Origin of the sequence: Streptomyces sp. AK02-01A (assembly GCF_033795305.1) — a bacterium.
Lineage (GTDB): Bacteria > Actinomycetota > Actinomycetes > Streptomycetales > Streptomycetaceae > Streptomyces.
Map to the genome: position 1 here is coordinate 378,078 of NZ_JARBAE010000002.1, position 20,667 is coordinate 398,744.

At 71.4% G+C, this 20,667-nt stretch carries 16 protein-coding genes and 1 pseudogene; 8 read left to right on the forward strand and 9 right to left on the reverse strand.

What is annotated here, in order from left to right:
- Positions 1-119 precede the first annotated feature (119 nt).
- On the forward strand, positions 120-2,222 hold the full coding sequence (locus PV679_RS04105) for a bifunctional glycosyltransferase 87/phosphatase PAP2 family protein (RefSeq protein WP_416069641.1): 2,103 nt from the start codon (positions 120-122) through the stop codon (positions 2,220-2,222).
- Between the two features lie 26 nt (positions 2,223-2,248).
- Here PV679_RS04105 and PV679_RS04110 read toward each other — a convergent pair whose 3' ends face one another.
- From PV679_RS04110 to PV679_RS04130, 5 genes are read right to left on the reverse strand one after another with little or no spacing between them, the layout of a single operon-like run.
- Positions 2,249-3,127 carry an ECF transporter S component gene (locus tag PV679_RS04110; protein WP_319678650.1) on the reverse strand — a complete coding sequence of 293 codons (879 nt, stop codon included), beginning with the start codon at positions 3,125-3,127 and terminating at the stop codon, positions 2,249-2,251.
- Positions 3,124-4,995: an ABC transporter ATP-binding protein gene (locus tag PV679_RS04115; RefSeq protein ID WP_319678649.1), complete on the reverse strand. Its 1,872-nt coding sequence runs from the start codon at positions 4,993-4,995 to the stop codon at positions 3,124-3,126. Before PV679_RS04115 ends, PV679_RS04110 begins: the two co-directional genes overlap by 4 nt.
- The gene (locus PV679_RS04120; RefSeq protein ID WP_319678648.1) at positions 4,992-6,212 is read right to left on the reverse strand and encodes an energy-coupling factor transporter transmembrane protein EcfT; all 1,221 of its coding nucleotides are present in this window, start codon (positions 6,210-6,212) and stop codon (positions 4,992-4,994) included. Before PV679_RS04120 ends, PV679_RS04115 begins: the two co-directional genes overlap by 4 nt.
- A complete protein-coding gene (locus tag PV679_RS04125; RefSeq protein WP_319678647.1) occupies positions 6,209-6,925 on the reverse strand; it encodes an SCO2322 family protein in 717 nt (238 codons plus the stop codon). The genes PV679_RS04120 and PV679_RS04125 overlap by 4 nt, the downstream gene beginning before the upstream one ends.
- Positions 6,922-8,301 carry a prenyltransferase/squalene oxidase repeat-containing protein gene (locus PV679_RS04130; protein ID WP_319678646.1) on the reverse strand — a complete coding sequence of 460 codons (1,380 nt, stop codon included), beginning with the start codon at positions 8,299-8,301 and terminating at the stop codon, positions 6,922-6,924. Before PV679_RS04130 ends, PV679_RS04125 begins: the two co-directional genes overlap by 4 nt.
- Before the next feature lie 320 nt (positions 8,302-8,621).
- Between PV679_RS04130 and PV679_RS04135 the strand changes: the two are divergent.
- Together PV679_RS04135 and PV679_RS04140 are read left to right on the forward strand one after the other, a co-directional pair.
- Positions 8,622-8,768: pseudogene (locus PV679_RS04135) on the forward strand (SAM-dependent methyltransferase); the annotation flags it as partial.
- A gap of 258 nt (positions 8,769-9,026) precedes the next feature.
- Positions 9,027-11,453 carry an endonuclease/exonuclease/phosphatase family protein gene (locus PV679_RS04140; RefSeq protein WP_319678645.1) on the forward strand — a complete coding sequence of 809 codons (2,427 nt, stop codon included), beginning with the start codon at positions 9,027-9,029 and terminating at the stop codon, positions 11,451-11,453.
- Positions 11,454-11,604: 151 nt separating this feature from the next.
- On the opposite strand, the gene PV679_RS04145 is transcribed toward PV679_RS04140, so the two are convergent.
- A complete protein-coding gene (locus PV679_RS04145; protein ID WP_319678644.1) occupies positions 11,605-12,432 on the reverse strand; it encodes a class I SAM-dependent methyltransferase in 828 nt (275 codons plus the stop codon).
- A 255-nt stretch (positions 12,433-12,687) separates the two neighbouring features.
- Between PV679_RS04145 and PV679_RS04150 the strand changes: the two genes are divergently transcribed.
- Both PV679_RS04150 and PV679_RS04155 read left to right on the forward strand, forming a co-directional pair.
- A complete protein-coding gene (locus PV679_RS04150) occupies positions 12,688-13,281 on the forward strand; it encodes a flavodoxin family protein (protein WP_319678643.1) in 594 nt (197 codons plus the stop codon).
- 238 nt (positions 13,282-13,519) lie between these two features.
- Entirely contained in the window at positions 13,520-15,046 is a 1,527-nt protein-coding gene (locus PV679_RS04155; protein ID WP_319678642.1) for a GMC family oxidoreductase, read from the forward strand.
- Between the two features lie 32 nt (positions 15,047-15,078).
- Here the strand turns inward: PV679_RS04155 and PV679_RS04160 are convergent, their stop codons facing one another.
- On the reverse strand, positions 15,079-15,705 hold the full coding sequence (locus tag PV679_RS04160) for a TetR family transcriptional regulator (RefSeq protein ID WP_319678641.1): 627 nt from the start codon (positions 15,703-15,705) through the stop codon (positions 15,079-15,081).
- A 297-nt stretch (positions 15,706-16,002) separates the two neighbouring features.
- Here PV679_RS04160 and PV679_RS04165 point away from each other — a divergent pair, with 297 nt between their 5' ends.
- The 3 genes from PV679_RS04165 (at position 16,003) to PV679_RS04175 (ending at position 19,272) form a co-directional block, all read left to right on the forward strand.
- A complete protein-coding gene (locus PV679_RS04165; protein ID WP_319678640.1) occupies positions 16,003-17,343 on the forward strand; it encodes a glycosyltransferase family 4 protein in 1,341 nt (446 codons plus the stop codon).
- Between the two features lie 109 nt (positions 17,344-17,452).
- Positions 17,453-18,187, forward strand: a complete 735-nt coding sequence (locus PV679_RS04170; RefSeq protein ID WP_319678639.1) for a class I SAM-dependent methyltransferase — start codon at positions 17,453-17,455, stop codon at positions 18,185-18,187.
- Complete coding sequence (locus PV679_RS04175) at positions 18,184-19,272, forward strand: prenyltransferase/squalene oxidase repeat-containing protein (protein ID WP_319678638.1); 1,089 nt, start codon at positions 18,184-18,186, stop codon at positions 19,270-19,272. Before PV679_RS04170 ends, PV679_RS04175 begins: the two co-directional genes overlap by 4 nt.
- A 26-nt stretch (positions 19,273-19,298) precedes the next feature.
- On the opposite strand, the gene PV679_RS04180 is transcribed toward PV679_RS04175, so the two are convergent.
- Positions 19,299-19,592, reverse strand: a complete 294-nt coding sequence (locus tag PV679_RS04180) for a hypothetical protein (RefSeq protein ID WP_319678637.1) — start codon at positions 19,590-19,592, stop codon at positions 19,299-19,301.
- 174 nt (positions 19,593-19,766) lie between these two features.
- Complete coding sequence (locus PV679_RS04185) at positions 19,767-20,603, reverse strand: DUF5336 domain-containing protein (RefSeq protein WP_319678636.1); 837 nt, start codon at positions 20,601-20,603, stop codon at positions 19,767-19,769.
- Between the last annotated feature and the right edge of the window lie 64 nt (positions 20,604-20,667).

A 20,667-nucleotide genomic window follows, 5' to 3' on the forward strand; every position in this document is an offset into this window, starting at 1 on the left:
ATGAGCCGGTCCGGGAGCCCGTTTCCGCCGGATGTCATGGGCATTGAGACAAAACGCGGATGACGGTCAGGCGAAGAGGGGGTTGCCTGAGTCTTCCCGAAGGGGCAGTGCGAGGCTCTATGCCCCAAGGACGGCGGTTTCGGACGGAGGGTCGGCGCGGCGTGGTGAATGCGGAGCACAGCGTGCACGGCGGTGCGGCGGCGGGTACCGCGGGAGGCGGGTTCGGCAGAGCCCGCGCGGTTCTCTGGCTCGTCGCCGCGGTGCTGGCGGTCAGACAGACAGCGGCGGTGCTCCGGCAGCCGCCCGGAGAACGGCTCACCGATCTGGAGACCTGGATCGGCGACAACGGCGTCCTGCATGTGACGGGTTCGCTGTACGACACCGGGCTGTTCACCGGTACGCCGTTCGCCGGACTGGTCCTCAAACCGCTCGCACGCTCGGCGGAGCGGAGCCTCGGCATCGCGTGGACCTTCGGGACGCTGCTGCTTGTGGTGGCTCTCGGCCTGGTGTCGGCCCGCGCGCTGCCGGGTCGTATATCGCGCCGGACCGGACTGCTGGCGGCGCCGGTCGCGATCAGTCTGCTCATGCTGTCCCTGCCGGTACGCAACAGCTTCTATCTCGGCCAGACCAGCATCATTCCCGTCCTGCTGGTGCTGCTCGGCTGCTTTGTCATACGTGGCGAACGGAGCTCCGGCCTTCTGATCGGCGTCGGCGCGGCCCTCCAGCCCGCCGTTCTTCTCTTCGCGCCGCTCCTCTGGCTGACCGGCCGCAGAAAGGCCGCCGTGAGCGTGGCCGGGACCTTCGCCGCCTGCACGGCACTGGCCTGGGCCGCCATGCCCGCGGACTCCTGGACGTACTGGGTGCACCATGTGGCGGGCGCGGGTCTCGGCGAGCGCGCGGACAGCCTCGCCAACCAGTCCCTGCACGGAGCGCTGCTCAGGATCGGCCTGGAAGGGCCTCTGGAGATCGTGCTCTTCGGCGTTCTGGCGATCACGGTGGTCGTCGTCGGCCTGCGGCGCGCGGTCCGCTACGCCGAGGACGGACAGCTTCTGCTCGCCGTCGCGCTGACCGGCTGCGTCGCGGTCGCGGTCTCACCGACGGCCTGGCAGCACCAGCTTCTCTGGGTGCTGCTGGCGCTCGTCGGCCGGGTCGGTGTCCGGGCCAGGGACCGGCTGGTGTGGCCGGCCGTCGTGGTGCTGGCGATGACGCTGCCGGGAAGGATGCTGCTGCCGAACATGACGGCGCTCCATCCTCTGCGGGAGAACGTGCCGCTGATAGCCGCGCTGGCGGCGGCCTGCGTGGTGCCGTTCCTGCCGCGTGCCTCGCCGTACTTCGACAGACCGGTCCCGACCGCCTACGCGCGGCCCGTGCCCGCGCGCTGGAGCGCCGTCCCACTGGCGCCGTTCTGGCGGCGGCAGCTCAGCCGTCCCAATCTGCTGCTCGAACTGCTTGTCATACGCGTCGGATACTCGGTCTACTCCCATATCCGGCTCGCCGCGACGGGCGGCCGCGAGGCCGCCGAGGAACACGGCCGTCAGGTCATCTCCGTGGAGCGTGCGCTCGGCATCGACATAGAGCGCTGGGCCAACCACGCGGTCGTGAACGCGAAGTGGGCCGAGGACTTCTTCAACTTCTACTACACGTCCTTCCACTTCGTGGTGCCGCTGTCGATCCTCGGTGTGCTGTACGTACGCCGTCCCGCCGACTACCGCTGGGCGCGCTCCTCGCTCGGCTTCGCCACGGTCCTCGCGCTGATCGGCTTCTGGTTCTATCCGCTCGCTCCGCCACGGCTGATGCCGGGCCTCGACTTCATCGACACCGTGCACGGCCCGCAGGACCTCGCCAACCCGGACTACGGCGCGATGACGGCGGTCACCAACCAGTACGCGGCGATGCCCTCACTGCACTTCGGATGGTCGCTCTGGTGCGGTGTGGTGATCCTGGTCCTGGCACCGAAGCCGTGGATGAAACTGCTCGGTCTGCTGCACCCGCTCTTCACGGTGAGCGCGATCGTCGCCACGGCCAATCACTGGGTGCTGGACGCGGTGGGCGGCGCGACGGTGGTCGGCACGGGCTTCGCGCTGACGTATGTACTCGCGGGCCCGCGCAAGCTGCTGCCGCCGCCGCGCGTGAAGTCCGATCCGTTCCCGAAGGGCGGTCGGGCGGACGGCGAAGGCGGTCCGGCCGTCCCGGCCGGAGGAGTGGCGGGCGAGTCCGGATAGCGCGCGCGGCGCCGTCCGGCCGCCGCTCAGCTTTCCCGGTCGCCCGGCGGGCCCTCGAACGTGGCCGCCGCCTCGAACGCGGCCCGGCGCGTGGCCCGGCGCAGCGCCTTGAGCAGCGTGGCACCGATGGTGAGAGTCAGTACGACCGTGAGCACGGCCCGTCCCAGGTCCCAGCCGAACGAGGTCGCCGCGCAGTACGCGAGGAAGCGGACCAGGTTCTCGTGGACCGGATCGCCGGGCCGGAAGGAGACGCCGGACGAGAGCCCGCCGATATACGTCCAGCCCTGCAGATTCATGACGGTGCCGTACGCGAACGCCGCGCAGGCGCCGTACAGCGCGAGCATCAGCAGCTCAACCCGGCCGCGCAGCCGGTCCGGACCCGGCAGCAGTCCCGCGCCCATCGTGAACCAGCCCATCGCCAGCATCTGGAACGGCATCCATGGACCGACACCGCCGGTCAGCAGCGCGGACGCGAACATCGTGACCGAGCCGAGCACAAAACCGAATCCCGGACCGAGCACCCGGCCGCTCAGCACCATCAGAAAGAACATCGGCTCCAGCCCCGCCGTGCCCGCTCCCAGCGGGCGCAGCGCCGCTCCGACGGCGGCCAGCACTCCCAGCATCGCGACCGCCTTGGCATCGAGCCCGGAGTCGGCGATCGTCGCGACGACAACGGCCACAAGCAGCGGGAGCAGCACGGCGAAGAGCCACGGCGCGTCCCGCGAGTGCGCGAGTCCGGACGCGGAGTCGGCCAGCAGCGGCCAGCCGAAGGCGACCACGCCGATCGCGCTGATCAGAGCGAGAGCGACGACGGAGCGCGGCCCGAGCCGCACGGCGCGCGCCCGCGCGAGTCCGGCGGACGCGTCCTCCGGACCGCCGGTGATCTCCTTACCGCAGGCGGTCATCCGGGACCACCGGCCGCCGGGCCGCGCTCTTTCCGGCTCTCCGGTGCGCCGTCGCTCCGTATTCCTTCGGTCCCGGACGCCAGCGCCGCTCGTACCTGAGTCACCGTCAGCCATTCCTGAGGTGCCAGGATCTTCGCCACCTGCGGTGCGAAGGCCGGAGACGAGACCACCACGTGAGGCGTCGGGCCGTCCGCCACGATCTCGCCGTCGGCCAGGATCACCACTCGGTGTGCCAGCTCCGCGGCCAGTTCGACATCGTGCGTCGCCAGGACGATCGCGTGGCCCTCGGCCGCCAGCGCCCGCAGCACACCGACAAGACGCGCCTTCGCCGCGTAGTCCAGGCCGCGTGTCGGCTCGTCCAGAAGCAGCAGCGGCGGCCGGCCGGTCAGTACGACGGCGAGAGCCAGCACCAGCCGCTGTCCCTCGGACAGATCGCGTGGATGTGTCGTGTCCGGCACATCCGGCAGCAGCTCGCCGACGAGCCTGTGGCAGGTGCCGGGCGGCGCGTCCGCGTCGCCGTCCGCCGCCGCGCACTCGGCCGCGACCGTGTCGGCGTACAGCAGATCGCGCGGCTCCTGCGGTACGAGACCGACCTCGCGTATCAGCTCGCGCGGCTGTGTCCGGTGCGGAGTGCGGCCGCCGACCAGGACCGAGCCGGAGGCCGGTTCGACCATGCCCACCAAGGTGTTGAGCAGCGTGGACTTGCCCGCGCCGTTACGTCCCATCAGCGCGACGGTCTCGCCGGGCGTGATCGTGAGCGAGACCCGGCGCAGCGCCTCGGTCCGCTCGCGCCGTACGGCGAGATCCCTGACGACGGCGAGCGGTTCGGCGCGCTCCGCGGCGACGGCCGAGGTTTCGCCGACCGCGGCCGCGTCGGTCTCCTCAGGAGGAATACGCTCCGGCACCGCGCGGCGGCGCAGAAACGCGGCGAACGCGCCACGCGCGGCCCGCCGGTTCCGTTCCGTACCCGTACCCGGGCCCGTGTCCGCGCTCTTCGCGACCGCCACCGGCGGTGGTCCGGTCGGCCCGGCCGCGATCGGCGCGGGTTCCGTCCCGGCCAGCCGCTGTCTCAGACCCGCCGCGCCGCGCCGCGCGTCCCGCACGGACAGTGGCAGAGGCTTCCAGCCGGCGAGCCGGCCCAGCGCCACCACCGGCGGATACACCGGCGACACCGCCATGATCCGCTCCGGGTCGCCGACGACCGGTGTCTGACCGGGGCCCGGCAGCAGGATGACCTGGTCCGCGTACTGCACCACCCGCTCAAGCCGGTGCTCCGCCAGCAGGACGGTGGTCCCGAGGTCGTGCACCAGCCGTTGCAGTACCGCGAGCACCTCCTCGGCCGCCGCCGGATCCAGCGCCGAGGTCGGTTCGTCGAGCACCAGCACCGCGGGATGCGGCGTCAGTACGGAACCGATCGCGACCCGCTGCCGCTGGCCGCCGGAGAGCGTGGCGATCGGCCGGTCGCGCAGCTCGGCCAGGCCCAGCAGATCGAGCGTCTCCTCGACCCTGCGCCGCATCACATCGGGAGCGAGTCCCAGCGACTCCATGCCGTACGCCAGCTCGTCCTCCACGGTGTCGGTCACGAAATGCGCCAGCGGATCCTGGCCCACCGTGCCGACGAGATCGGCGAGTTCACGCGGTTTGTGCGTGCGGGTGTCGCGGCCGCCGACGGTGACACGACCGCGCAGCGTGCCGCCCGTGAAGTGCGGGACAAGGCCGGACACCGTCCCGAGCAAGGTCGACTTGCCGACTCCGGACGGGCCGACGAGCAGCACCAGTTCGCCTTCCGGCACGGTGAGATCGACGCCGCTGATCGCGGCCGTCCTGGCATCGCCGTACACCACCGACACCTGCTCGAAACGGATCACGGAGTCGTCTCCTTCCACGCGGCGGCCGTGGCCCGGGAATCCTTCGCCGGAGACCCGGACCCGTGCTTCGGTACGGGCGCGACGAACGCCGGCAGCAGGCCGATCAGCGCGCCGGCCGCCGGCCACAGCGGCAGCGCCGGCGCCACCAGCGGGACGACGCCCGGGTGCAGAGCCTCCGGATCGGCGGCGCCCGCCCGGATCATCAGCGCCGCCACGGCCGCGCCGGAACCGGCGACCAGCCAGGCGCGCGATCCCCAGCGGTCCGGGCGGTAGCGGGTACGGACGGAGCGCCGTCCGCCGAGCCAAAGCCCCGCCAGCGCGGCGGCGGCGCCGGCACCGAGCAGCGGCAGTCCGTATCCGGCGCCTCGCGCGGCGAGCAGCGCGTACGAACCGGCGCACACGCCCAGCAGCCCGCCGAGTGTGAGCGCGGTGGTGGTGTGCCGTACGACGGCCGGGACGTGGGCCGTGCGGCCGTATCCCCGGGCGTCCATCGAGGCCGCGACCGCGACCGACCGTTCCAGCGCGCCTTCCAGGACCGGCAGTCCGATCTGGAGAACCGCCCGGACACCGCCGGCCGGTCTGCCGCGCAGCCTCCGGGCGGTGCGCAGCCGCACCACGTCGGCGACCATGTTCGGCGCGAAGGTCATCGCCACGACGACGGCGACCCCCGCCTCGTACAGCGCGCCGGGCAGCGACTTGAGCAGCCGCGCCGGATTGGCCAGCGCGTTCGCCGCGCCGACGCAGCTCAGCAGCGCGGCCAGTTTCGCGCCGTCGTAGAGCGCGAAGACCAGTTGCTCGGCCGTCACCCGGCCGCCGAGGCGGATGCCCCGCACCCAGTCGGGCAGCGGCACTTCGGGCAGGGTCAGCACGGTGTGCGCGCCGGGCACCGGCGAGCCGAGGAGGACCGAGAACAGCAGCCGGACGGCGATGACGGCCAGGCCGAGTCTGACGAAGGCGCCGTACGAGCGGGCCCACGGCGCGTCGGTACGGCGGGCCGCCACCACATAGCCCGCGACCCCGACCAGCAGCCCGAGGAGCAGCGGATTGGTCGTGCGGGACGCGGCGACGGCCAGCCCGAGCGCCCACAGCCACCACGCGCCCGCGTGCAGGGCGTTGCCACGGTCGGCCTCGGGCGGACGCAGCGCGGAGAGCGCACGGCGGAGCGGAGTGCGGCGGCTTGCGGTGCGGCTCGTCGCGTACGGCGCGAGGCGGCTCATCGGCGCCGGCGGCGGGCCTGCCAGAACCCGGCGGCGCCCAGCAGGACCACGGCAGCGCCTCCGGCGAGCAGACCGACGGACGGCCCGCCGCCGTCCTGTGCTCCCGCGCTCCCCGCTGTGCTGGCGCCCTCGCCGGGACGCGCGGCCTCGGAAGGCTTCCGCGCGGGCGCCGACGACGCCTTTCCGTCGGACACCTGCTCACCGCAGCCCGACTCCGGATAACCGGCGATGGCGCAGAGCAGAGCGTCGCTGTTGTAGCGGAGCGGCTTGGCGACCGCCGCGAGGGCTTCCGCCGCGGTCGCGTCCTCGCCGACCAGCGCGCACTTCGCCCGCAGAGCGGGCGGTGTCCGGCCGTCCGCCGCGTCGGCGGACGTACCCGGGTCGACGACGACCGCGATCCGTTTGCCGCCGTCCTTCGCCGGTGTGTCGCCGCAGACCGCGTCGAAGCCGGGCGCTCTGCGAGGCTGGGCCGCCGCTCCGTTGTCCGCGCTCAGCGAGAAGCGAAAGCCGTTGACATCACCGTCGGCGGGCCGCGCCGTCGCCGGGCCCTGGGTGGCGTAGGTCCACTTCCCGCCGTCGCTCTCCCAGAACGACCAGTACCGGTAGCCGGCCGCCCGAGCCGTCCCGGCGCCGAGCACGAGGGCGAGGCAGGCGGAGACAAGTACAAGGCAGACAAGCGGAGGCAGCGGGACGCTGAGCCGATGGCGGATCACCGGTGCTGCGTCTTCCCGCGACCGCTGATCAGGAAGCCGGCCGCGACACAGATGACCAGAGCGATTCCCGCGAGCCACAGGACAGTGAGCCCACTGCCGGAGCCCGCGCCGCTCGCGTGGACGGCCGACGCACTGGCGGACGCCACGGACTTCGGGGCCGGTCCGGTCTCGTTCAGCCGCTGCACAAGATCGATACCGCCGAAGTTGCGCGGATCCGTGCCCGTCGCATGGGCGGCGAAGATCAACTGGGCGTAGGCGGCGGGCCCGTTCTCCTGGGCCCAGGCGCCGGAGTTCGCCTTCAGCCACTCCAGTGCGCCGGTCGCCTGGTTTCCGTATCCGGTGGCCATCAGAGCGACGATCGCGTCCGCGGTGTTCCCGGGATCGGGCACCGGAGCGCTGTCGGCCGCGCCGGGCATCGGCGGCTGGTCGAGATGTCCGGTCTTCGCGAGCGCCGCCGCCAGATAGGCGGCGCCGTTGCGCGCCGCCCGTTCCGGCGCGAGGTCCCTCATCGGCACGCAGGACGGCGCCGGGCCCGTGTCCACCGGGCCGGTCACCATGCGTTTGCCGACGCCGGCGAGGACGGCCGCCGCGGTGGCGTCCGCGTTGGCGGTCAACCGGCCGGACGTGTCCGGCTGATACGCGAAGGCTCCGGCGTCGTCCGAGCCGGCCGCCTCACCGTCCGCCGCACCCGGTGTCCCGGCGTCGCACGGGATCGAGAGACTCACCAGTGCGTCGTACGCGTTCTTCCCCGTGGCCGACCTCATCGAGCTGGGCCGTACTCCCGCGACCGTCAACGCGCCCGTCACGAGGGAGGTCGAGTTCGCGTCGCTGGGAGTGCCGGGAGTGTAGCCCCAGCCACCGTCCTGGTTCTGTACGGACCTCAGCCACTCGATCGCCCTGTCCATGGGCACGCGTTGACCACCGAGCGTGGAGAGCGCCTGCACGGCGGCAGCGGTGGAATTGGAGTCGACCGTCGTCAGCGCGTCGCACGCCGTGGCGGGATCGGCGCGGTACGCCGGAAAGGCGCCGTTGGCGCACTGCTGGCCCTTCAGCCAGGCCACGGCCTGGTCGGCGGGCCGCACACCGCCCGTGAACTGCCCGAGCAGCGCGAGCGATTGCCGCCACACGCCGTCGTAGGCCGGGTCCGTCTCGCCGTACAGCCCCGGCGGGATCACGACGGGCGCGGGCGTGGCGCTGGCCTCCGGCGTGGCGGTGGCCTCCGGCGCGGCAGGCGAAGGTGACGGGGTGGAGGAGGCGGACCGGGAAGGTGCGGCGGCGGGAGGCACATCGCCTCCCGCGACTGCGGCCGGAGCGACAGCCACGCAGAGCACGGCGGATGCGGCGAGCGCCGCTGCGCAGCGGCGGACGGTGGTCATGGCGGGCTGTGCCTCTCCTGCGGGAGCCGGGCGCCGGCACACTCAGGCACCAGACTCCGGCCCCGTAAAACTCGACGATGCCGGCCACCGGCGGTTTCCGATGGCACGAGCCGCTCACGACCGCGTACGGAACAGTCCGGTCCGCCGCCGGTGACGGCGGCTCACAGCTGTGGGCCTGCGCCGGTTTTGCACCGGCTTCTCACCGTACGGGCGTGATGACGACTCGCCCACTCTACCGACCCGTGGTCACCGGTCCCGTAGGCCCCGTCCGGAGCCGGAATTCCGGTGCGGGCGTCTCCGGCGTCTGCCATTCTCGCCGCATGCCCAGGTTCGAGGATCTTGTCGCCGAAGGCGCAGCCGTTCCTGTGGAGGGCTGGGACTTCTCCTGGTTCACCGGCCGTGCGACCGAGCAGCGTCCGTCCTGGGGATACGCGACATTGCTCGCGGGCCGGATGGCGGAGGCCGAGGACACTCGGCGGTCCTCCGGTCCGGCTCGACGGCACTCTCTTCCGCCAACCAGGTTAAATCCGGCGAACAGCGGGGAAACACTTGCCTCTTGAGTGGGGAAGCCTCTTGTTGGCGCGGTATCTACGCGCGTATCTTGAGCCGACTTCCGGCCCTCTCGCACCTCTCCTGCACGGCACGTCCACATGATTCACGCGAGGACACGCGAGGGAACCCGCGAGAGATTCACGCGAGATATCACGCGACAGAAAGAGTTCACCGTGCCTCCATCGATACCCTCGGCCCTGCGCGGCCGGCGGGCCAGGTTCCTGGCCCTGACGATCCCTGTCGGCCTGGCCGGATCGCTTCTCGCGCTCCCGATCAACGCTCAGGCCGCGTCTCCGGACGCGGTCATCGCGGAGGTCTACGGCGGCGGCGGAAACTCCGGTGCCACGCTCACCAACGACTTCATCGAGCTCGGCAACTCCGGCGACGGTGCGTTCGACCTCACCGGCTGGTCCGTGCAGTACCTCAGCGGGTCGCCCTCCTCCGGCTCCAAGTGGCAGGTCACCGAGATCAGCGGCGCCATCCCGGCGGGTGGCAGCTATCTCGTCGAGGAGTCCAAGGGCGCGGGCGGCACCACCGCACTGCCCACGCCGGACGCCGCCGGCACCATCCCGATGTCGGCGACCAGCGGCACCGTCGCACTGGTCCACTCCACGACTCCGCTGACCTGCCTCACCGCCGCCGACTGCGCGGCCGACCCCGGTATCAAGGACCTGGTCGGCTTCGGCACCGCCGTGGTCCGGGAGACCGCGCCCGCCACCGGCGCCGGCAACACCACCTCGGTCAGCAGGAACGCCGCACTCGGCGACACGGACGACAACTCCGCCGACCTCGCCGCGACCGCGCCGGCTCCGCGTAACAGCGCCGGCGGCGGTGGCGACGAGCCGTCGCCCACACCTTCGCCCACCGACACCACCCCGGGCGAGCTGCGCATCCACGACATCCAGGGCAGTACGCGGCTCTCGCCGAAGTCCGGCGCGACGGTCGCCAATGTGCCCGGAGTGGTGACCGGAGTCCGCTCCACCGGCTCCTCGCGCGGCTTCTGGTTCCAGGACTCCGAGCCCGACAAGGACCCGGCCACCAGCGAGGGCGTCTTCGTCTTCACCGGCTCGGCCACGCCGCAGGTACGGGCCGGCGACTCGGTCCTGGTCTCCGGCAAGGTCAGCGAGTACTACCCGGGCGGCGCGAGCGCCGGCGGACAGTCCGTCACCGAACTGACCGGCCCGACGACCATCGTGCTGTCCTCCGGCAACCGGATCCCGGCCGCCGAGCTGATCGGCGCCAAGACGCTCCCCGAGACATACGCTCCGGACGCGGACGGCGGCACCATCGAGCCGCTGCCACTGCGGACCGGCAAGTACGCCCTGGACTGGCTGGAGTCCCGCGAGGGCATGCTGGTGCGCGTCGGCGACAGCCGGGTGGTGGGCGCGTCCAACGAGTACGGCGAGACCTTTGTCACCACCAAGCCCCGGCAGAACCCGACCCCTCGCGGCGGCACCCTCTACGGCTCCTACGCCGATGTGAACTCGGGCCGTCTGCTGGTCACCTCACTCACCGGCGGCGCGCCCGTCGCCAACGTCGGTGACACACTCACCGGCTCGACCTCCGGCCCGCTGGACTACGCCAACTACGGCGGCTACAGCCTCCAGGCGACCACGATCGGCACGGTCAGGTCCGGCGGTCTCAAGCCGGAAGTCACCAAGAAGGCCAAGTCCAACGAGCTTTCCGTGGCCACGTACAACGTCGAGAACCTCGACCCGACCGACCCGCAGTCCAAGTTCGACCGGCTGGCCGTCGGCATCGTCAAGAACCTCGCGACGCCGGACATCGTGAGCCTGGAGGAGATCCAGGACAGCAACGGCGCCAAGGACGACGGTACGGTCACCGCCGACCAGACGCTCGCGCAGTTCACCGCCGCCATCAAGGCCGCCGGCGGTCCCTCGTACGAGTGGCGTTCCGTCGACCCGCAGGACAAGACCGACGGCGGCGAACCGGGCGGCAACATCCGCAACGTCTTTCTCTTCAACCCGAAGCGCGTCGGCTTCGTGGACCACGCGGGCGGCGACGCCACCACCGCGGTCGAGGTCGTCAGCAAGGGCAAGCACGGCAAGGACATCACGCTGTCCGTCTCGCCGGGCCGTATCAACCCGACCTCCGACGCCTGGCAGAACAGCCGCAAGCCGCTGGTCGGCGAATTCACCTTCCGTGGCGAGCAGTACTTCGTCATCGGCAACCACTTCAACTCCAAGGGCGGTGACCAGCCGCTGTACGGCCGGTTCCAGCCGCCGACCCTCAGCTCGGAGGTCCAGCGCCTGGCCCAGGCCAAGGAGGTCAACACCTTTGTCTCCGGCCTGCTCGCCAAGGACAAGAAGGCCAAGGTCGTCGTCCTCGGTGACCTGAACGACTTCCCGTTCTCCCCGCCCGTCGACGCACTCACCAAGGGCAGGGTCCTCACCGACCTGATGAGCACGCTGCCGAAGAACGAGCGCTACAGCTACGTCTACGACGGCAACTCGCAGACCCTGGACCACATCCTCGTCAGCCCGGCGCTCAAGAAGCCCGGCTACGACGTCGTCCACATCAACGCCGAGTTCGCCGACAAGGCGAGCGACCACGATCCCCAGGTGGCCCGCCTCCGCTGACCCCGGCCCGGCATGTGGCGTGTACGTACTCCGGACAGGAGCGCGTACACGCCACACGCGCGTCGAGGAAGCGCCGGGCCGGCCGCGATCACGACTCACGGTCCATGCGCTCGGCGAAGGTCACACCGTGCCGGCCAGTCGCGGTGTGCCGCTACCGGAGGCCGCTTTCCGGCCGGTGGCCCACCGCCAGCAGATGCGAACTGGCCGCCAGCAACTCCGGATACGGCTCCGCCATCCGCGCCGCGGCGAGCGCCGACTCGAACAGGCTCGACCCGACGACGGACTCGCCGGTGTGCTGCTCGGCGGCCTTCAGCATCCCCCACGCAGGGCCCTCGATCCCGTACACCGTCGTGTCGCCGAAGCCCGTCTCGCGCATCTCGGAGGCCAGTTCCTCGGCGCGGTGGAAGTAGGCGGTGGTGAATCCTCTTCTCCCGTCGTGGACGCTTGTGGCGAGGATCCTTCCGACGGCGCTTTGGAGCCGTTCGGTGTGCAGACGCGCGAAGGCGGTCTGCTCGAAGAGTGACGAATAGCGGTTGATCGCCGCCGCCGCTACGAGGCCACCGGGCCGTACGACGCGGTACGCCTCGGCCAGGGCCTGGTCACGCTCCTTCCGGCTGAGCAGGTGGTAGAGCGGGCCGAGGACCAGCACGACGTCATACGAATCGTCCTCGGCGCTCAGCGCTCCCGCATCGCCCAGTTCGACGGTGCAGCCGGCGGTTCGCGCCTGCTCGATGTGTTTTTCGACAGGGTCGACAAGATGGACCGTGTATCCGTCCTCGACCAGCCACCGGGCGTGCGTTCCGGGGCCGCCACCGACATCGAGGACACGCGCGGGAGCCGCTGGCAGAAACCGCCGGAGGAGTTCCCGCGTACGGATCATCTCCAGCACGCCGTCGGCCGAGCCGGTGAGCCGGTCGGCCTCCTCGATGGCGGTCGAATAGAACGCGACCACTTCCGGGGCTACCCGCTGAGGCGTCATGCGGCCATTGTGCTCCTCGCCATCGGAGGCTGTGCCGCGCTGCGACTTGGCTGATCTGGACGCCCGGGAGTCCCGCGGATCGCGTATGTCACAGCCGTGCCGGCCGGGTTCCGCTCCGACCGTGGCCGGTCACGGCCCCTACCGGGGCCCGGCCGTCCGGCACACGATCGGGCCCGCCGCGGAATAGCCGGACGCGGCCCGGGCTTGTGTATGTCGGCCGGTCGACGTGTGAGACGAGCGAGAGGTGTGCACAGCATGGGGGCAGCGGAGCAGGACGCCGAGCGGAAGTTCCTTTTCCTTCTGGCGAGTTCGCGCGGAGGCGGGAACACCGAGGAACTGGCCCGGCGCGCGGCCGACGGACTGCCCGACGGTGTGGCCCAGGAGTGGCTGCGGCTGAACGAACTGCCGCTGCCGCCGTTCGAGGACCTCCGGCACAGCGGAACCGGCCAGTATCCGGAGCCCGACGGCAACGCACGGCTGCTGCTCGACGCCACATTGGCCGCGAGTGATCTGGTGATCGCCTCGCCGCTCTACTGGTACAGCGTCTCGACGAGCGCCAAGCTCTATCTGGAGCACTGGTCCAGTTGGATGCGTGTGCCCGGTCTCGACTTCCGGTCACGGATGGCGGGCAAGACGATGTGGGCCGTGACCACGCTCGCCTCCGAGGACCGGTCGAAGGCCGACCCGCTCATCGGCACACTGCGCAACAGCGCGGAGTTCCTGGGCATGCACTGGGGAGGGACACTGGTCGGCAATGGAAGCGCGCCCGGCCAGGTCCTCAACGACAGCGCGGCGCTGGCGGACGCGGTGAACTTCTTCGCGCGGCGGCCCGCGTCCCTCGCGGTCTGACGAGGCGGCGCTTTCCCGGCGGAGCGGGACGGGCGGTCGCAAGCGGCACGGGTGTCGCGCGGGTTGCCGGCTTCCGGAGCGTGCCATGGGCCGATCCGGCGGACGGTCCCGCTCGGCCGCCGCCGGATCCGGCCGCGTCGCTTCCGCGCCTCCTCCGCGCCTCTTCCGGTCGAAGCGCGACAGGCGCGGGCGTACGGTGGTCTGTGCCGGTAAGTGCCTGAGATCTGTGAGGCCCACCGTGGGACCAACTGCGTCGAGCTACGACTACATCGTGGTGGGAGGCGGGACGGCCGGGTGTGTGCTCGCGTCACGGCTGTCCGAGAACGCGAACGTCCGGGTGCTGCTGCTGGAGGCGGGCGGCCAAGAACCCCTCAACGCGATGGCGGTGCCGGCGGCCTGGCCGACCCTGCTGGGAAGCGTGGCCGACTGGGCCGACACCAGTGTTGTGCAGGCGGCCACGGGAACGGTGATACCCGTGCCGCGTGGCCGGGCCCTGGGCGGTTCGTCCAGCATCAACGGGCTGAACTTCCTGCGCGGGCACCGTTCCAGCTATGACGTGTGGCCGGATTTCGGCGCGGCCGGATGGGGTTTTGACGACCTGCTGCCGTTCTTCCGGCGCAGCGAGACGGCGCCGGGACGCGACCCGGCGGTCCGGGGTGTGGACGGGCCGCTGACCGTGGCACCGGCGGCGGTGGCCAACCCGCTGGTGGAGGCGTGTGTCGAGGCCGCGGTGGAATCGGGGCATCGGCGGGCGACCGATATCAACGGCGGCCTGGAAACCGGATTCGGCTGGAGTGATGGCAACATCGTCGACGGTGCGCGGCAGAGCGCGGCCGACGCCTATCTCAGACCGGTCGCCGGACGGCCGAACCTCGACATCGTGACCGACGCGCGAGTGGGCCGTCTGCGGGTTTCCGGCGACCGGTGCACCGGTGTCGAGTACCGGAAGGCGGGCATGACCGTCTCGGCGAGCTGCACCGAGGAGGTCGTCCTGACGGCGGGCGCGATCGGTACGGCGCAGTTGCTGCTGCTGTCCGGGATCGGGCCGGAGGCCCAGTTGCGGCAGACGGGAGTGGAGGTCGCGCTGGATCTGCCCGGGGTGGGAAACGGTCTGCGGGACCATCCCATGTCGACCGTCACCTACAGCGCCGGACAGCCGGTTCCCGGGATCGTGGACAACCTGATGGGAGAGGCGCTCGGGCTCGTCAGGACCGATCCCGCTCTGGACATACCGGACGTGCAGATCCTCTTTGTCAGCGTGCCCTATCGCGCGCTCACGCTGCCGGGACCCGACAGTGGCTACACGATCGCGTTCTCCGCCATGAACCCACGCAGCCGGGGCTCGGTCCGCCTCGCGAGCGCGGACGCCGGAGTGCCGCCGCTGGTCGACCCGAACTATTTCGGGGACGAGGCGGACTTCGGGACGATGACCGCCGGTCTCCGGATCGCCCGGGAGATCGGCCGGGCCGCCGCGCTCAGCTCCTGGCGAGGTAAGGAGGCGCTGCCGGGACCCGGTGTCCGCGGTGCCGACGACAACACCGTGCGCGCGTATCTGCGCGAGAGCCTGCTGCCCTACTTCCACTACACCAGCACCTGCCGGATCGGCACCGACGCGACGGCCGTGGTCGACACCGACCTGCGCGTACGGGGCATCGGAGGGCTCCGGGTGGCGGACGCCTCCGTCATGCCCTCCCTCGTGTCCGCCAATACGAACGCGACGGTCTACGCCATCGCCGAGCGCGCGGCGGCCCTCATCGCGGCATAGAGCGTGCACGGCGGCCGGCCGCCGGCCAGGCGTCAGCGCGCCGGTGTCGCGGGCGTGGTCAGGTCGATCAGCCGGCAGACCGTCCCGATGTCCACCCGCACCTGGCCGGCCGACGCCCGGCCGGAGAGCCAGCCGATCAGTGCCGCGTGCCAGGTCTGTTCGATGACGCGGACGGCGGAGAGCTGCTCGGGCGTCGGGCCGTCGCCGCCGACGGCCCGGCCCATGGCGTCGAGGATGATCGCCGTCGTCTGCCGGGAGACCGTGTCCACCTCGCGGCTCGCGGACCGGTCGGCGAAGGTCAGCGCCCGCACCATCGCGTCCGCGAGCTGCGGATCGCGCTGGAGAGCGCGGAAGGCGCACATCAGCGTCTCGGCCACGCGTTCGGCCGGGTCCGCGCCGCCGGGCGGCCGTTCGCGCAGCGCGGTGTGCAGCCGCTCCAGCCGCTCCCGCGTAATGGCCAGCAGCAGATGGATCTTGGAAGGGAAGTAGCGGTAGAGCGTGCCGAGGGCGACGCCCGCCTCCTCGGCCACCTCACGCATCTGTACGGCGTCGAAACCGCCGCGGCCCGCCAGTTCGGCGGTGGCGGTCAGGATGCGGCGGCGCCGCGCCTGCTGGCGTTCCGTCAGCGGGGTGGAGGCCGGTTCGGCTTCCGCTGCCATATGTCCCACTCCATGCCCTTCGCCCGACGCACCCCGGGAGGGCTCCGGCCTCTCCGGGGTCGAGGGGGTGCCTCCGGACCGCACAGCATGGCAGACGCGTGTCGTGGCGCGAATCACCTGAGCGAGCCCGTACAGCGACGCTACCTGCCGGTAGATTCGAAGTCCGTGAGCGATCAACCGCGGCCGATCGCAGGCGAGCGGCCCCGGCCCGCCGGTCGACAAGAACTTGTTCTAGATTGGCGTCGGCGGTTACGCTCCGGCGAAAACGCGGAGTACGCAGTGAGAAGGGGGCCGAGAGTGACCGCTGAGGCCATAGAGGCGGGCACCGGAGCGGGGTCCCGAGGCGAGGACGACCGCCCGTTGCGTATCGCTCTCCTCAGTTACAAGGGCAACCCGTTCTGCGGGGGCCAGGGCGTCTATGTCCGGCATCTCTCCCGTGAACTGGCCCGGCTCGGGCACAGTGTCGAGGTGATCGGCGCCCAGCCGTATCCCGTACTCGACGAGGGCGTGCCGCTCACCGAGCTGCCGAGCCTCGATCTCTACCGCCAGCCCGATCCGTTCCGTACGCCGAAGCGGGACGAGTTCCGCGACTGGATCGACACGCTGGAAGTCGCCACGATGTGGACGGGCGGCTTTCCCGAGCCGCTGACCTTCTCGCTCCGCGCGCGCCGCCATCTCGCCGCCCGGCGAGGCGAGTTCGATGTCATCCACGACAACCAGACACTCGGATACGGGCTCCTCGGCGAGCTGGGCGCGCCGCTGGTCACCACCATCCACCATCCCATCACCGTCGACCGGCGGCTGGATCTGGACGCCGCCGAGGACTGGCGCAGACGCGCCTCCGTGCGCCGCTGGTACGGCTTCACCCGCATGCAGCGGCGCGTGGCGCGCCGGCTGCCGTCCGTCCTCACAGTCTCCGGCTCGTCGAAGCAGGAGATAACCGACCAGCTCGGCGTGCCGGCGGAGCGTATCGACGTGGTGCACATCGGCGCCGACACCGAGCGGTTCGCGCCGGATCCGGCCGTGCCGGAGATTCCCGGACGGATCGTCACGACCTCCAGCGCCGATGTCCCGCTCAAGGGCCTCGTCCATCTCCTGGAGGCTCTCGCCAAGCTCCGTACCGAGCACCCCGCCGCGCATCTCGTCGTCGTCGGCAAGCGCGCTGAGGAAGGCCCTGTCGCACAGGCCATGGAGCGGTACGGGCTCGAAGACGCGGTCCGGTTCGTCAAGGGCATCTCCGACGAGGAGCTGGTGGATCTGGTGCGCGGCGCGCAGATCGCCTGTGTGCCGTCGCTGTACGAGGGCTTCTCGCTGCCCGCCGCCGAGGCCATGGCCACCGGCACACCTCTGGTCGCCACCACCGGCGGCGCGATTCCCGAGGTCGCGGGCGCCGACGGCGAGACCTGTCTGGCCGTGCCGCCGGGCGACGCCGGCGCGCTGGCCGCCGCACTCGGACGACTGCTCGACGACGCGGAGCTGCGGGCCCGGCTCGGCGCGGCGGGCCGGGAGCGGGTGCTGTCGCGCTTCACCTGGGCCAGAGCCGCGCAGGGCACCGCCGAGCTGTACCGCGCGGCCGTCGCTCAGCGGGCCGGTGCCCGGCGTGGCCGCACCATCGCGGTCCATGGCGGCGCTCGCTGATGCCGCGTCCGCAGCCGCCGTTCCCGCGCGCCGCCGCAACTCGCCGGGTGCGCGCCCGAGTTCGTCTCCGTTCCCGCGCCCACTTCCTCGACCGCGAAAGCAGGACCCTGTGCTGACCGTGGACTTCACCCGCTTCCCGCTCGCCGCGGGCGACCGCGTGCTCGATCTGGGATGCGGCGCGGGCCGCCACGCCTTCGAGTGCTACCGGCGCGGCGCTCAGGTCGTGGCCCTCGACCGGAACGGCGAGGAGATCCGCGAGGTGGCCAAGTGGTTCGCCGCGATGAAGGAGGCCGGAGAAGCGCCGCACGGCGCCACCGCCACCGCCATGGAGGGCGACGCGCTGCGGCTGCCGTTTCCCGACGAGTCCTTCGACGTCGTGATCATCTCCGAGGTCATGGAGCACATCCCGGACGACAAGGGAGTGCTGGCGGAGATGGTCCGGGTGCTCAGGCCGGGCGGCCGGATCGCCGTCACCGTGCCTCGTTACGGTCCCGAGAAGGTGTGCTGGGCGCTCTCCGACGCCTACCACGAGGTGGAGGGTGGCCATATCCGCATCTACAAGGCCGACGAACTGCTCGGCAGGATGCGCGAGGCCGGACTCAAGCCGTACGGCACCCATCACGCGCACGCCCTGCACGCGCCGTACTGGTGGCTCAAGTGTGCCTTCGGAGTCGACAACGACAAGGCGCTGCCCGTCCGCGCGTACCACAAGCTGCTGGTGTGGGACATCATGAAGAAGCCGCGCGCCACCCGGATCACCGAACAGCTCCTCAACCCCGTCGTGGGCAAGAGCTTCGTGGCCTACGCGACCAAGCCCCACCTGCCCGCGACGGCCGCCAAGTGACCTTGCCCGGCCGCGGCCCCGAAGCCACGGAACATCTCGTCCTGCCCGGAGTCCTCACCGCCGGGCAGGCCGTCGAGACCGTCGCGGGCCTGCTCGCCGTACAGCGACCGGACGGTGCGATTCCGTGGTTCCGAGGACACCATCTCGACCCCTGGGACCATACGGAGGCGGCCATGGCGCTGGACGCCTCGGGCGAACACGAGGCGGCGGCCCGTGCGTACGAGTGGCTGGCCCGGCATCAGAACGAGGACGGATCCTGGTACGCCGGCTACGCCGACCTCGACGGAGAAACGGTCCTTCCCAGTGACCGCGGGCGCGAGACCAACTTCTGCGCGTATGTCGCCGTCGGCATCTGGCACCACTATCTGGCCACCGGCGACGACGCGTTCCTGGACCGGATGTGGCCCGTCGTGCACGCGGCGATCGAGTTCGTCCTGGTGCTCCAGCAGCCCGGCGGACAGATCGGCTGGAAGCGCGAGGCCGACGGCACACCGGTCGGCGACGCTCTGCTGACCGGGTGTTCGTCGATGTACCAGGCGCTGCGCTGCGCGCTCGCGATCGCCGAGGCACGCGAAGAGCCGCAGCCCGACTGGGAGTTGGCGGCCGGTGCGCTCGGGCACGCGATACGCGGCCATCCGGAGCGGTTCCTCGACAAGAGCCGCTACTCAATGGACTGGTACTACCCGGTGCTCGGCGGAGCGGTGACCGGAGCGCAGGCGAAGGAGCGGATCGAGACGGACTGGGACCGCTTCGTCGTGCCGGGCCTCGGAGTGCGCTGTGTGGTGCCGAATCCGTGGGTGACGGGCGGCGAGAGCTGTGAACTCGCGCTGACGCTCTGGGTGATGGGAGAGTCGGACCGGGCGCTGGAGATCCTCCAGTCCATCCAGCACCTGCGTGCCGACGGCGGAATGTACTGGACGGGTTACGTCTTCGAGGGCAACCGGGCCGTCTGGCCTGAGGAACTCACCACCTGGACCGCGGGTTCGCTGCTGCTGGCGGTGGCCGCTCTGGGAGGAGACGAGGCGACCACCGCCGTGTTCAGCGGCGAACGTCTGCCGCGTGTGCTGGAGCCCGACTGCTGCTGAGTTCCCGACCGGTCCACGCGGGCCGGTCAGATACGGCGCAGCCGGTTCGCCAGCCCATGGCCGACGAGCAGATAGACGACGGCGGCGAGGCCGTAGCCGCAGACCACGCGGGCCCATGCCTCGTCGAAGGTGAACAAGTCGTAGGACCAGCCGGCGAGCCAGCGGGCCGCGTCCTGGATGAAGTTGACCAGGTCGTTGGCGCGGTTGGCGTCCAGCAGGTACATCAGAATCCAGAGGCCCAGTATGAAGGCCATGATGTCCGCGATGACGATGATGATCGTCGCCGCGGAGCCACTTCCACTGCGATGACGTGAGGACATGCCGAACGTGTTGCCGGTTGTGCCCGGGTGAAACCGTCCGGGCGCGGCCGGGTTCCGGACGCGGGACGGCGCCTGCCGTTCGCGCGTTCTCTGACAGCACGCCAGATGAGCCGACACGGCCGCGGCCCTCGCCGGGAGGGCGAGGGCCGCGGTCCGTGGTGCTGAGGCGCGAGGTCAGCCGCGCTGGATGCCGGAGGTGTCCTGGAGGACACCGCGGCGGCCGTCCTGAGTCTGGGCCACCAGGCCGGGTCCGCGCTGCTCGACCGCGAGGTACCAGGTGCCGGGCGCCAGCTCGGCGATCGGCGACGGCGATCCGTCCTCGCCGTAGAGCGGACGGGCCACCGGCACGGCGAACCAGAACGGCGCGAAGTCGGCCGCCGGAGCGGCGCCCTGCTGCGGCTGACCGCCCGCCGACGGCCGGCCCGGCTGGGACTGGCCCTGCTGCCCGCCGAAGGAGCCGGGCTGGGCACCGTACGGCTGGGGCTGGCCCGGCTGTGTGCCGTACGGCTGCTGGCCGCCCGGGTAGCCGTAACCCTGTCCGGGCCCGCCCGGCTGTCCGGCGTACGGAGCCGGAGCCGCCGGCCTCGGCGTGCCGAGGAGAGGAGCCTTCAGAGGCGGCAGGAGCGGCGTCGCGACGGCGGCGGCCGCGAGGATCAGAGCGGCGATGAAGCCGAGGATCAGACCGCTGCCCGCGTCGAGGCCGTCCAGGCCGATCAGGGACCAGAGCGCGGTCCAGGCCGCGAAGACCGCCAGCGCGATACCGAACTGCCCGAGGTCGAGTCCCGCGATCTTGCGCGGCTGCGGCAGTGCGCGGGAGGCGACGATCAGTGCCGCGGCGATGACCCCGGCCAGGTGGATGCTCATCACGGTGCCCAGTGAGTCCCATGCGTTCGGGGCGTTCTCGGACCCGAAGGCACTGGACTCGTACAGATTGAGGAACGAGGCGATGAACAGCAACACCGCTGCTCCGATCACCACGCCGTCGCCTCGTGTGAGGGAGCGGATGTTCACGTGAAAAGTCCTTCGTCAGTTGTCTCGTCGGGGCGGTCGTCGCGGTCGCCGGTGCGGCGGTGCG